We start from the raw sequence: 12966 nt of genomic DNA, 5'->3' as shown, positions 1-12966 counted from the left end.
CCGAAAAGATGGACGATCAAATTTGACTTGTTAGTTTCGATACTTCGCGCTCTTCCGGCGCTTGTAAGGTTCATCGGAAAACTGTGCTGGCAGCGGAATCGATGAACTGCTCGACGCCCCGGGTAGCGGATAGAATCGCACTCCGTTGCCGTTGTCACATTGGAACGAGGTGGATACGCCGGCGCAGGTGCCCGCAGGCAGCGCCGTGCCGATCACCTCGGGATGCTTCTGGAGAGTCTTCAGATCCACCTGCGCCAGAAAGCTCCGGCTGTCGTCCAGTACGTAGCCCCGATTTTGACAACTATCGATTACGACACCGTACGGAAATTCTGCCGCGTTGAAGTCTGTGCCCTCCGGATCCGGCGGGATAGTGGCGCTCACGCTGCTGACGTCCGCGGCCGTTATTTGCGTCAGTGTCTTCTTCGGGAGGCTTAGCAGCGCGATCTGATTGCCGTCCACCGCCGTCACGAGCGCCTGATGCGTCCGCGGATTGATCGCCACCCCCGCCATCCCCGATGCGCCAGTCCCCGTGTCGTGATTAATCGAATTGGGCGGCGTGCCGGCCTCCGTCAGCGTGCAGGTCAGAGTGCCGCTGCCAGTAAAGGTCGAACCGTTAAAATTGATCACCGAAGCGAGTGGCGATTCGAAGTTCCCCGCGACCCAGATATTGGTGGTCGGATCCACCGCGATCCCGTCCGGATCGGCGTTGAGATTCTCCACGTTCTTGTCGATAATCGAGCAGACGTCCGCCTTCGGTACGTTCACCGCCAAAAGTTGCGGCGTAACCAGATCGGACGAAAAGAGCGCCACGTTGTCCGAAAAGTTCAGCGCGAAACTATCCACGTCGAACAACGTCAAAATCAGCGGACCAAATGTGCGCGAGGTGAGATTGAACACCGCCTGGTGCATCCGCCGAGTCCAGCCGTGCAATCATCGACCGAGTCGGTCATCGAGATCAGCGCGGTCAGGTTTTCCGGATCGACCACCACGCCCGAGTTTTCGCCGGGACGGCTGCCGGTCGGGAAAGCAATCGCGCTGAGCGAGTTGTCGGCCTCATTGATCAGCAGCAGCACGCCCGTATCGAGCACGTTGTCCACCAGCACCAGCACGGTACCGCTTTCAAGATGCACCGCCGCCGCTCGCGGCAACGCGATTTGTCCGATATCGATGATCGTAATCAGCGGGTTGGCCTGGTCGGGATCGACGCTCAAATCGAGCACTGCGACTTGTCCGTGCAGATTGTCGTTCAGGCCGGGCAGCGGCACATACGCCCTTTGCGTGATGCAATCGACCGCGATGATGCTCGAATTCGTCGCGGACCCCGGCTTGGCCCGCCGGGCTCACCGCGCCTCCTCCGCCGCTGTTGCATCCTGCCAGTGCGACCGCCCACAAGATCGCCGCGCCAACTGCCGTTGCAATTTTAGTGGCGATCTTCCGTTTCTGCCGTGCCCCCAGACCACCCCTCGAATGCGCGACTACTCGCTCGATATCCATCAGTTCTCCCACCCCTCCAGCGTCCATTCACGAGAAAGACCATCGACGTACCTTGCGAAGAAGCATCAGTCCATCTGGAGACTAGAAGCGATGTATAAATTGCGTTGCTAACCCTGGGCGCGCTGCCTTGGAACGTGCTCCGCCCCGCCGTCCGGAGTAATCGCGCCAGCGTGCAACCATCGTTTTCGGGCTTGGTTTTGAGACTCGCGAAGGAACGAAACCTCTGAATGCCCCATTTCGATGTGAATCTAGTAGAATTTGCTCAAAGACAATTTGCGACGACTCGATGATGCCAGATCATCATTCAGCAGCCAAGCGCAATTTATTCGCGCTTTGGACGCGAAATCCATTCATCTTCGATTCGTTCCCGCTCAAGCGACGTTTTCAGCCGCCGATGTTTCGGTCGTACTTCGTGAAACCAAACCAAATTTGCCGAATCTAATTGAGGAATCTAGAAGTGCGTGGCGAGTCCCGAACTGGCGCGCTGCTCGATCGGAATCCGGACGCTGTAGCTGCGCCCGTAGGCAGGAACTACGTCCCGCAGCAACGCCGGATTTAGCTCATGGATGCGCTTCAGCGTGGTGCCGTGATCCAGCGCAATTCGGCTGAGCGCAGTGCCGCCGTGAACTCGCAGCGTCTGATACGGCGGCGGCACGTCGAGCTTGATGGTCGTGATACCGTAGCTTTCCGCGTGCCGGGCTATATAGGTAACCGCCATGAACCGGCCCAGTAGCATCTTGGTGCGCCGCGGCAGCCGATTACCGAATTTCTCGAAGTTCGGGCCTCGCAACGACCAGTACCGATCGATCGACTGGTCCCCGTTGTTCCATCCCACCACCGTCATCGGCCAGTCGTCGCCAGCGGCGTCGTGCAACGTCGCGAGGTACTCCGCCGCGGCCTTGGTCGAAAGCACCGGGTCGCGCCGCTCATCGACGTACGAATCCACGTGCAAGCCGAATCGGCGCGCCGTATCAAGGTTAAACTGCCAGGGTCCCTTGCCCTTCTTGGAAAACTCGCTTTCCGCAAAGGCCAGGTAAACCAGGTCGTCGGGCAAGCCGTAACTACGCAGCACCCTCACCATTTCCGGCAGGTACGGCTGGCTGCGATCGAACGAGTCCTGCAGCGCGTCGGGCGCGGTCAGGTAATCGCTCAGGTATCGCTTCACGTACCGGCTCATCTGGATCGGAAACGGCGCCACCGGCTTCGGCGCTCGCAACACGAATCGGTTGATTGGCGCCGCACCTTGCTCAGCCGGCGTTTCGAGTTCGAATCCGCTCGATTGCCTGGTCAGGCTGGGCGCCGGAGGATCGAGCAATCCCCGCGTGGGGCTGGTGAACGATTCGTCGGCAAAAGCGGAAATGGGGCCGCCAACGAGGAGCATCAAGCTCGCCGCCAGTACCATACAAATGCCCTTGATAAACTTCGCCGTCCGCATACTCCCCGCAAAACCTTGCCAACGCTACCCACCGAGGCGAGGAGGATCAACCCTTCGCGGGTGGATAAGCCATTAAAAAATCTAATGCATCCATTGAACGAGTTTGAATAATTCTTGTAAAACTCAGCGCGATTGCGGAATCGAACGCTCGATTTTTCGATCCTTCCTTTAGCCTCAACTCACCTTTGTGTTATCTTCATCCAGGCGACACGATCGCCCCGGTCGGCTCTCCAAGTACCATCTCAAAATGAATCTCTGGCGCGACATCGTCGATAACCTGACCGACGCGATCGTCGTGCTCTCGCCCCAGATGAGCCCGCAATTCGCCAACCCGGCCGCCGAGACGATGCTCGGCGCATCACCGGTCGGCGAAGCGACCGTCGGCGAGCTCATCCGGCAGAATGAGTGGCTGGCTCGGATGGTCGCGTTGTGCCTCGCCAGCGGTCAGGACCTCGGCGATCCCGAATCGATCCTGGCGATGGCCCCGCGCAAGCTTTCGGTCCGCGCCGAAGTCTCCCCGCTTCGCGACGAAGCGGGCCTGACCACCGGCGCAATCGTCCTTTTGCACGACCTGTCGCATGAGAAAGGCGCCGCCAGCGCCGCGACCACCGGTGACCTCAACCTGCGGCTATCGCCCGCCGGACTCGCGCACGAGGTCAAAAACCCGCTCACCGGCATCAAGGGCGCCGCTGAGTTGCTGGCCGGGATGTTCCCGCGCGACGAAAGGGGCCAGCAGTATTGCGGCGTCATCCTCGACGGCGTCAATCGCATCGCGTCGCTGGTCGAACAGGTGCTCGCCGTCAGCGGACCGCAACCGCTGGCCCAGGACGACGTGAACATCCACCAGGTATTGCATCAGGCGCTGCGGCTGGCCGGCCTGTTTCCCCAGCCGCCCGAGGGTGTCGTGCTGATTCAGGACTTCGACCCGAGTCTGCCCGCGGTGGTCGGCGACGAGGGCGCGCTGGTGCGCGCCTTCCTCAATCTGATCAAGAATGCCGCCGAGGCGATCGGTTCCTCCGGCACGATCCGGCTCCATACACGCATCGAAACCGAATTCCGGATGGCTGCCGAGGGCCGTCGCCGCCAGTTCCTCGGCGTCGAGGTGAGCGATAGCGGCGCCGGCATCTCCGAAGAGCAACTGTCCCAGCTTTTCACTCCCTTCTTCACCACCAAGCCCGCCGGGACCGGCCTCGGACTCGTGCTCTGCCAGCGGATTATCGCGCTTCACGGCGGTAGATTGTGGGCGCAACGCGGCGTCGTCGATCGCGCCAAGGGCAACGCCGCATCGAGCGACGGGATGACCTTCAAGGCGATCCTGCCGATTTCGCTTTCGTCGAACAGTTGAGTTCCAAAAAAGATGCTCTCCGCCGTTCGCGACAAGATTGCACTTCTTGTTACGATGTCTCTCCGTGAGCTCTAACATGGGTGTAACGGACCCTAACTTCGTCGAACGACTCAAAGATTCCGGCAACTCCGCCGCCGTCCTGATCGCCGACGACGATCCGGCCATCCGCCTCGTCCTGCGTCATCGCCTCGAGGCCGACGGCTATCGCGTCGAGGAAGCGATCGATAGCGGCGCCGCGCTGGCTGCACTCCGCACCAACCGCTTCGACGTCGCCCTGCTCGATATCATTATGCCCGGCAGCGGCGGCCTCGAGGTGCTCTCGACTGCGCACGCCGAAGCGCTGCGCAGTTTGATCATCGTGATCACCGCCGCCAGCACGATGAACAACGCCGTCGAAGCGATGAAGCGGGGCGCGCACGACTACCTCACCAAGCCGTTCGCCAACCTCGATCTGGTGGCCGCCGCGGTCAAGCGCGCGGTCGAGGTCGCTTCGCAAGCCGCCGACCTCGATCGCCTCAAAGACGAAGTCAATCGCCAACTCGTCGGCGGCGAGATCATCGGCCGCAGTCCTGCGATGCAGGAAGTCTATAAGCTGATCGGCCGCGTCGTCACCAACGACGCGACAGTTCTGCTGAGCGGCGAGAGCGGCACCGGCAAGGAACTGGTCGCGCGCGCGATTCACTTCAAATCGGCGCGATGGCGCTCGCCGTTCGTCGCGGTCAATTGCTCCGCGATTCCGCAGGGCCTGCTCGAAAGCGAACTGTTCGGCCACGAGCGCGGTTCGTTCACCGGCGCGACCGAACGCCGCGCCGGCAAATTCGAGATGGCCGACCAGGGCACCATCTTCCTCGACGAAATCGGCGACCTGCCGATCGAGTTGCAGCCGAAGCTGCTCCGCGTGCTGCAAGAGCGCGAATTCAATCGCGTCGGCAGCGTCGAAACGCTCAAACTCAAGGCGCGCGTGATCGCCGCGACCAATCAGGACCTCGAGACCCTGGTCGCCGCGCGCAAGTTCCGCGAGGATCTCTACTTCCGGCTGCGTGTGATTCCGATCCAGATGCCCGCGCTGCGCGAACGCCGCGAAGATATCGCCGAGCTCACGGATTACTTTGTCGGCAAGGCCTCGCAGGAGATGGGCGCGCGCGCCACCACCATCAGCCCCGAAGCGCGCGCCAAGCTCGCCTCCTACAATTGGCCCGGCAACGTGCGCGAACTCGAGAACAACGTGATGCGCGCGGCGCTGCTCGCTCCCGGCAGCACGATTCGCGGCGAAGATATCGAGCTCACGCGCCCGGGAGCAGCCGCAGCCTCCAATTCCTCGGCGTCCGACAGCGGAACGCTTTCCGAAATCATCTCGGGGCGCATCGCAACCTGGTTCGACGCGCCCGGCGGCGAAGAACCGCGCGACCTCTATCATCGCCTCGTCGCCGAAATCGAACGTCCGCTGGTCGAACTCGCCCTCAAACGCTCCGGCGGCAACCAGGTGCGCGCCGCCCGGATGCTCGGGCTCAATCGCAACACGCTGCGCAAAAAAATCACCGACCACAAAATCATCCTCACCAAGTATCCTGCCGAATGACTCTTATCCCCTCGCATTTTTACGCGATGGTCGATTCGGCGAACGGGCACGACCCCGTCGCGCTGGCCGACACGTACCTCGACGCCGGCGCGCGCGTCATGCAGCTCCGGATGAAGGATACGCCGGCGCGCGAGCTGCTCGCCGCCGCCCGCGCGATCGCATCGCGATGCCGCCAGCGCAGCGCGATTCTGATCGTGAATGACCGCGTCGATATCGCGATGCTCGCCGAGGCGCATGGCGTCCACCTCGGCCAGACCGATCTTCCGCTGGAAGCTGCGCGTCTGTTGGTCGGCCGCGAATTGCTCATCGGCATTTCCACCCACACCGTCGAGCAGGCTCTCGCCGCCGAGCGCGGTGGCGCGGACTACATCGGATTCGGCCCGATGTACCCCGGTGGATTGAAGCAGAATGTCGCGGGCCAGGGACTCGCTAATTTGCGCGCCGTACGCGCCGCGGTGCGCCTGCCGATCGTCGCGATCGGCGGGATCACCGAGGCGTCGATACCCGAGGTCCTCTCGGCAGGCGCGGATGCCGCCGCGATCATCACCGACGTTCTGAACGCATCCGACATCGCAGCCAAGGTCCGCTCGATCCTCGCGCTCAAGCCGCCGCGGCCCGGCTGAGATAAGATGCGCCCTCAATCCACGACGCTCACGTAATCGGGCGCGCCGGCTACTTCCAGATCGGGACGTAGATCGCAGCGCCGGTCGAATCGAATAGCTTCAGCCACGAGTTCTGGCCCGCCGTCGCCGGACCGCCCCCCCCGATCGTGCCCAGCGTCGGCGCGGCTCCTCCTCCCATCGCGACGCTGGGAAGGCCATATTCGATTCCCGCCGCGCTGGTTTGAAGGATGCTCAGGTCAACTGGCGTTTCGTGTTGATACACATGCACGCGTCCAATATCGATGCTGCCGGTCTCGATGCTCGGATCGACGCCTACAGCTTGAAACGACAGGTTGATCGAAGTGGTCGTATCGGTTGGAACGAACGGGATAGATAGCGTGTACCATTCGCCAGTCTCGGGAATGTCGATTTGCCGGCTCGCGATCACACCACCGGCGCAGCAGCCGGGACTGGAGCTCTTCGCTACTGACACGAAGAAATGCGTCAGCGCTGAGCTGCTCGCCTTCTTGAAGTCGAAAGTAACCCACGACAGCCCGAGAACCGACGGCGTGAACGTCTTGAATATGAGAGTCACCGGGTTGGTGCTTGAGGTGAAATTCACTTCCGCGGCGTCTGAGCCGCCGGAGCGGTCCGTAATCGCCGACCTGGTTACGCCCGTCGAGAGCGAAAATGAATTGATGGTTGTGCCGGGCAGGTAGTCGATTGCGCCCGCATTGTTAGTCGTCGTTTGATAAGGCGGCGGCTGATTCCATGTCGTCATCTGAATCAGCGGATCGACCAGCATAACCGGCGATATGTTGTTAGAGGCGTACATTCCCTGCGACGGGTCGGTACTGGCCCCCATCGAGGCTCCGTTGTTGTTTGCTATCAGATTGAGGTTGGAGCGGGCGTTGGTCGCCGACAGCGGGAGGTACTGGAGAAGCGGGCCGTTGATGCTCGGAGTGTAAAGCGTGTTGCCTGTGATGGACCAGCCCATCATCGTTCGCGCGGTGGTGTAAACAAGGGACGTTTGCGGGGTTACTGCTCCTTCCGCGATCCAACTATCAGTCACCGCAATCTGTTGAAATTCCTTGCTTGATGCCGTCCCGAAAAACACCATCGCACTGCTAACCGTGGCGCTCGCATTCGGGGTCGAGCTATCGAGCGTGACCTGCACATCGCTGTCGATTGAATTGATCTGTCCTACCAGTTCGCACACGCAGGTGCCCTGCGTGCCAGCGCCCTTTATCCGCACCCAGTCACTGATATGGGCCGAAGTCAGGAAATGCGCCGTGTTCGACGTCAGCGCCGCCCCTCCGCTGGTGATCGCGCCGTCAAGGATTATTTCGCCGGCGCCGTAATTCGCGTGCGGAGCGAGGGGAAATTGATCGCCGACCAGGGTCGCAGAATCGGCATCCGCAACCAGCACGTGATAATCGCCCGCCTTGATATTTTCGTTGGCGAATCGCTCCCGGGTCACTGTTGCAGCCGAGGATATACCGGTGTTGGAAAACCAAATGTCCGCGCGCGAAAAAGGCGCGGTTGAACTGCGGATGAAATTGCTGTTGACGTAATTCCGTCCGAGTCCCTTCCCCGCGTCCGCTATGCCGATTCGCACCCGGTTGAGAGTATTATTTACGAAATGACTCGAATCGTTGTTGCCGGCGTAGCCGTAGCCGATTGTCGCGTTCGAATCGAGGCCGCGAAAATTGTTGTTCTCGACGTAGTGGTACGGAGAATCGGCTTCGTTCCAGCAGACCGCGCAGCCCGTGAAGTCCAGAAAGGCATTGTTGTAGAATTTCCTTTCCCCAACGCCGACCGCTCCAGTCGAGGTCGAGCGGAACGCCCCGAGGCCGCCCACAAAGGTCATGTTGCGCAACTGGACCTGTACAATTGCAGCCGAATTGTCGATAAAATAGCCGCCCGCCGCGAGGTAGATGGCGGACTGGCTGGCAGGGTCGCTCGAGATCGACTTCAGCGGCGGTTCCCCCTCGATTGAGAGAAACTTCTGCGAGGCCCCGCTCAGCCCGGCGCCGAAATAGTTGTACTTGCCGGTCGGAAAACGCAGCGTCGTCTGGTTACTCTGTGCCGCCGCGAACGCCGACTGGATCGCGGCAGTGTCGTCGTGGCTGAAATACTGTCCGCTGATCCCGGCTGTCGCAGCAGTTGCCAGCAGTAAGGACGTGGTTCCTTCTCCGCTGGTTATTGTCGTCGAAAGACGTTGATTGAGCGGGCCCGTTGGAGGCGTTGCTGGTATCTCATTGAAGGATTCGATTCCCTGGCCGACGTCGCGAAACGAAGTGACGCCAAGTGGGATCAACCCAATCACGCCGGTTTGATTGTAGATGACCGTCGCGGTGCCGCCCGTTCCTTTCGTCCAATGCAGCAGATTGTTTTCACCGCTCAGCGCGGAATTGAGGGTCGCCGCGTTGGTCGCGGTCTGAGTCACGCACCCGCTCATCTGGCCGGTGACCGCGTCGAAGGTACAGATGTTATAAGTCCAGGTCGTCGCGCCAGCACCGCTCACATCCGTCGCAAGCACCGTTAGCGCCGAAGGCGCGGTCGCCGTGTTCGCGGCTCCCGCGTGCGCGCACATCACGGCCTGTCCGTTTTGGAAATCGCCAGCCGGCGAGATCGTGACGAGGTTCGAGTTGGCCACGGTTGAACAGGCGCTCGCCGTCGTAAGACCCACGGCGCCAAAGGCGCGCGGATTGATCGCGCCGTTGACACTCACGCCCGAAATCTGATCGCTGCCGTCGCCGGAGTTCCCGGTCAAGCTAAGAGCTCCTCGATAGCTCGATGTAACCGGGGTCTTACCTGCCTGTACCGTATTGACGGTTGCATTGCTGAATGGCCCGCTTAGATCGCCGCCCGTGGTCTCATCGAACGAGCCCGCGACGCAGTTCCACACGCCGCGCTCGCCGAAGACCCATGCGCCTGCGCCGCCGCCGGTGCAAGGAGTCGTAGCCTGGCAATCATGGCAATAAAACTCCCCGCCATCTTCTTCCTGGGGAAGATCCGCGAACGCGATACTGATCAGGGTCGGCGCGATTGGCTCGACGCCCGAAAAGCGGTCGTTGATGGCCGTGCGAAACAACAACCCGGCGCCTACGCCCGTAAAGTTTGGAATCGGTCGATAAGCCCCTGGCGGCGGTAAGCTTTGGGCTTCCGCCAGCGCTATAGTCAACGCGACTGCGGCGAGCAAAGCCGCCGCTACCTTGAAACCTGGTCCGCCGCAAAATTTCGATGCCATCAGCTAGGTACCTGTCTGAACTTTTGTCGTAGTTCTCCCGAACAAGGACGGTCCGTTCCGGCAGGACAAACGTTGCGACACGGCCCGAGATGAGGATCGAGCGCGATTTCACAATCTGACAGCTAGAATTGTGCGATATAAGGCTGAACAGTTCAGGACAAAAACGGGGCGAATCAGTCTGAACGGTTAGCACCAGGCAGTAATGGCGCTATTGATACACCTTAGTGAGCGGCCACATCTGCTGAATAGGCAACGTAGATTCGCGGCACAGAAAGACCGGCACATGCTCGTCAGGCATCGAGTAGCGAGTACCTACCATCGCCACCTTCTCGACTTTGGCGTAGGCACGCTTTAGTCCTTCTTCCCGCGATCCGACGGTTATCAGCACCTTGCCTGAACTATCGCCAGGCCCCCACAGGTAGTAGGCCATGTGACCGCTGATCGACTTCGGCAAACCATAGCGCGGTCCGAAGAAATCGATCGCCGCGGCCTCGCCATAGTTCCTCGCATAGATGGCTGCTTCCTTGCGCTCCTCGGGCGGCAGGCTCCAGTAAACCCTGGCGATCGTGGCTACCATCTCGGGCCAGCCGAACATGTCGGCAAACGTCTGCGGCAAGTCGGCCAGCTCGCGCGTTTCAGTCCTCACCTGCGCAAAGCCCAGCGCCCGCTGATACCTGATGAAGGTCTCGACCGGTAGTATCGGCAGTGTCATCGGCGCGAATACTATTCCGCCGATCGCAACGATCGATGGCAGCGCATAGCGGACCGCAGGCCGCCAGAAAGCATAACTCACGCTCTCCAGTTGCACCGCGCCTGGCGCAAGCAAAACGGGATAAAACGGCGCGATGTAGTAAACCTTACCCTTCAGCACCACAAACGCGCCGTAGACTACAACGTATGCCCATCCGATCGCGCGCAACTCGCGCCCCCGCTCACTTAGCAGGAAAAAGTAAAGTCCACTCAGCCAGATCGGCAGCGTGAGCGGCGACATCAGCAGCATCTGGCCGCCGAAGAAACTGAAGAGCGTGAGCGGAGTATTCTTCGAGCCGCCCTTGACGTTGCTCAATTCCTCGTACATCGGCATCTGATGCGCCAGTTGCCAGATCACCGTCGGCAGCGCGATCGCGAGCGCAACCATCCCGCCCGGCCATAGCCACCTGGTAGTTAGAAGCCTGCGCTGCGGCGTCAGCGCTAGCCCAATCAACAACGCAGCGCCTAAGAACACGATCGATTCCTTGTTCTCCAGCCCGAGTCCCGCCGACAATCCAAAAACCAACCACCAGCGCAAGTCGCCGCTCTTGATCATTCTGATCAGCGCCCACGCGCATCCCATCCAGAAGATCGGATCGAACGCATTCATCGTGAGCATGTTCCCCAATGCGAGATAAACCGGCACGGTCAACGCCGCCAGCATCGCGAGCGCCTGCGCGAAGAATCCACCGCCGAGTTCCCACGCGAGGAGTCCCGCGATCGCGACGGTCGCGCCGCCTGCCAGGGCGGGGGAAAATCGGATCGCGAACAGCGAATCGCCCATCGTCGCGCGGCTCAGCTTCGCGATCAGCGCGACCATCGGCGGCAAATCGACGTAGCCCGCCGCCAGATGCTCACCGCAAGCGATGAAGTAAAGCTCGTCGCGGAAGTATCCGTATCCACCGTTGGTAAGGAAGTGAATCAGGATCGTTGCGCCCGCGAAGCCGACGACAAGCCGCCAGCCCGGCCGCGACGCACTCGTTTCGCTGCGGACCTGAAGGCTCGCGCCTGCACCTGCCGCAGTCATGATCTTGCTGCGACCTCGATCGATAGCCGCTTCTTTCGATGCTTCTCAGGTCTGATTTGCACGATGGCGGAGAAGCGCAAGAGTTGTGCCTTCGCGATTCGTAATCATGCGGCCAGCCCGAATCAAAATTGAGCAAGTCTTGATAGGCGCGTCGATGCTTCTCTCGATGGCGCACCTGGCCCGCATCACGCGGCCGCGGCGGCGGCCGTCGCCGCCCGCTCCTGCTCCGACTCGAACGACATCGTAGCGTACGCTGCGATCGCGCCGAGCACGCACATCACCACGAACGCCTCGAAAGCAAAGACGTAGCTGCCGGTGACATCGTAGATTTTTCCCGCCCCCACCGGTCCCACGAACGCGCCAATCGTATTGAACACGCCCGCGATTCCGCCGATCGACCCGAAGCGCTTCAGGCCGAGCGACTCCGCCACCAGCATCGGCACCAGCACCAGCGGCGCGCCGAGCGTGAGTCCGAAGATCAGCACGAACGGCACCAGCACCACGATTTGGCCCGCGCCGAAGATCAGCAGCATCCCCGCGCCCGCGAGCAGAAAATTGATCGAGAGCGCGACCCGCGCGCTGATCCGATCCGCAATGATCCCCATGCCGAGTTTGCCCGCGCCCGCAAAAATAAATCCGACGCTCATCACCCCCGCCGCGAACGACGGCGTGTAGCCAAGCTCGGTGAGATAGGTGATCAGATGCAGTCCCGCGCCGGCCGCCACCGCCGCAAAGAAGAACTGCGCCGCCGCGATCGTCCAGAACGATCGCGTGCGAAACGCCTCCCGCAGTTCGAAGCCCGGCAACGCGTCGCTCGCCTGCGAAACGCTGATACCATCGGCCTGCGGCGGCCGCGTCCGAACCACGATTATGATCAGCGGGATCACGATCACGATCATCGGGATCGCGAGCGCGACGTAACCCGCGCGCCATCCGCCATACGCGATCGCCCGGCTGCCGACCATCGTCATCAGCGCGCCACCGAGCGACGTACCGGCGAAAGTCAGACCCAGCGCCAGTCCGCGCCGCGCGCCAAACCAGTTCGCGATCACCAGCGAGCACGGGAGCAGCGTCGCAGCGCCGATTCCCCCGCCCAGCATCACGTAGGCGCCGAACAGCGGCCCGAATGAATCGACCCGGCTCGCAACCAGAAATGCAGCCGCCGTCAGCACGGTGCCCGCGACCATCACGATGCGCGCCTCGACTCGATCGAGCATCCAGCCGATCAGCGGCGCGCTAAGTCCCGCCGAGAGTGGCAGCGCCGCGCCTTGCAGCATCGACAACTGCGCACGCTTCCATCCGAAGTGTTTCAGCAGATGCGGGAAAAACAGGCCGCCCGTGTTGTAACCCGAGCCGAAGACCAGCACTAGCGTTACGAAAAGGCTCGCAACAATGATCCATCCCTGTCGTTCCCGCTGCGTCATCGATAAATCTCCGGCCGGAGGTCGCGCTCACTTGGGACTTCCGCTGAGACTTATAAC

At 61.3% G+C, this 12966-nt stretch carries 9 protein-coding genes; 3 read left to right on the top strand and 6 right to left on the bottom strand.

What is annotated here, in order from left to right; translation table 11 throughout:
- Positions 1-30: 30 nt before the first annotated feature.
- From Q7S58_RS00300 to Q7S58_RS00290, 3 genes are all read right to left on the bottom strand, one after another.
- Positions 31-897, bottom strand: coding sequence for a hypothetical protein (locus tag Q7S58_RS00300; protein ID WP_304819604.1), 867 nt, complete (start codon positions 895-897; stop codon positions 31-33).
- Complete coding sequence (locus Q7S58_RS00295; RefSeq protein ID WP_304819602.1) at positions 861-1265, bottom strand: hypothetical protein; 405 nt, start codon at positions 1263-1265, stop codon at positions 861-863. The genes Q7S58_RS00300 and Q7S58_RS00295 overlap by 37 nt, the downstream gene beginning before the upstream one ends.
- A gap of 680 nt (positions 1266-1945) precedes the next feature.
- Positions 1946-2929 carry a transglycosylase SLT domain-containing protein gene (locus Q7S58_RS00290; RefSeq protein WP_304819600.1) on the bottom strand — a complete coding sequence of 328 codons (984 nt, stop codon included), beginning with the start codon at positions 2927-2929 and terminating at the stop codon, positions 1946-1948.
- A 247-nt stretch (positions 2930-3176) separates the two neighbouring features.
- Here Q7S58_RS00290 and Q7S58_RS00285 point away from each other — a divergent pair, with 247 nt between their 5' ends.
- From Q7S58_RS00285 to thiE, 3 genes are all read left to right on the top strand, one after another.
- Positions 3177-4274, top strand: a complete 1098-nt coding sequence (locus Q7S58_RS00285) for a nitrogen regulation protein NR(II) (protein WP_304819598.1) — start codon at positions 3177-3179, stop codon at positions 4272-4274.
- Between the two features lie 76 nt (positions 4275-4350).
- Positions 4351-5853, top strand: a complete 1503-nt coding sequence (locus Q7S58_RS00280; RefSeq protein WP_304819596.1) for a sigma-54 dependent transcriptional regulator — start codon at positions 4351-4353, stop codon at positions 5851-5853.
- Positions 5850-6476 carry a thiamine phosphate synthase gene (gene thiE / locus Q7S58_RS00275; protein WP_304819594.1) on the top strand — a complete coding sequence of 209 codons (627 nt, stop codon included), beginning with the start codon at positions 5850-5852 and terminating at the stop codon, positions 6474-6476. The genes Q7S58_RS00280 and thiE overlap by 4 nt, the downstream gene beginning before the upstream one ends.
- A 49-nt stretch (positions 6477-6525) precedes the next feature.
- Here thiE and Q7S58_RS00270 read toward each other — a convergent pair whose 3' ends face one another.
- From Q7S58_RS00270 to Q7S58_RS00260, 3 genes are all read right to left on the bottom strand, one after another.
- Positions 6526-9708, bottom strand: coding sequence for a hypothetical protein (locus Q7S58_RS00270; RefSeq protein ID WP_304819592.1), 3183 nt, complete (start codon positions 9706-9708; stop codon positions 6526-6528).
- A gap of 208 nt (positions 9709-9916) precedes the next feature.
- Positions 9917-11485, bottom strand: a complete 1569-nt coding sequence (locus Q7S58_RS00265) for a glycosyltransferase family 39 protein (protein WP_304819590.1) — start codon at positions 11483-11485, stop codon at positions 9917-9919.
- Positions 11486-11670: 185 nt separating this feature from the next.
- A complete protein-coding gene (locus tag Q7S58_RS00260; protein WP_304819588.1) occupies positions 11671-12909 on the bottom strand; it encodes an MFS transporter in 1239 nt (412 codons plus the stop codon).
- Positions 12910-12966 lie beyond the last annotated feature (57 nt).

This window comes from Candidatus Binatus sp. (assembly GCF_030646925.1).
GTDB lineage: Bacteria > Desulfobacterota > Binatia > Binatales > Binataceae > Binatus.
This window is presented reverse-complemented; position numbering and strand designations above follow the sequence as displayed.

Bases quoted from the DNA above. Each gene is read 5' to 3' on its own strand.
- Q7S58_RS00290 (WP_304819600.1), bottom strand. From the start codon at position 2,929: ATGCGGACGGCGAAGTTTATCAAGGGCATTTGTATGGTACTGGCGGCG.
- Q7S58_RS00285 (WP_304819598.1), top strand. From the start codon at position 3,177: ATGAATCTCTGGCGCGACATCGTCGATAACCTGACCGACGCGATCGTC.
- Q7S58_RS00280 (WP_304819596.1), top strand. From the start codon at position 4,351: ATGGGTGTAACGGACCCTAACTTCGTCGAACGACTCAAAGATTCCGGC.
- thiE (WP_304819594.1), top strand. From the start codon at position 5,850: ATGACTCTTATCCCCTCGCATTTTTACGCGATGGTCGATTCGGCGAAC.
- Q7S58_RS00270 (WP_304819592.1), bottom strand. From the start codon at position 9,708: ATGGCATCGAAATTTTGCGGCGGACCAGGTTTCAAGGTAGCGGCGGCT.
- Q7S58_RS00265 (WP_304819590.1), bottom strand. From the start codon at position 11,485: ATGACTGCGGCAGGTGCAGGCGCGAGCCTTCAGGTCCGCAGCGAAACG.
- Q7S58_RS00260 (WP_304819588.1), bottom strand. From the start codon at position 12,909: ATGACGCAGCGGGAACGACAGGGATGGATCATTGTTGCGAGCCTTTTC.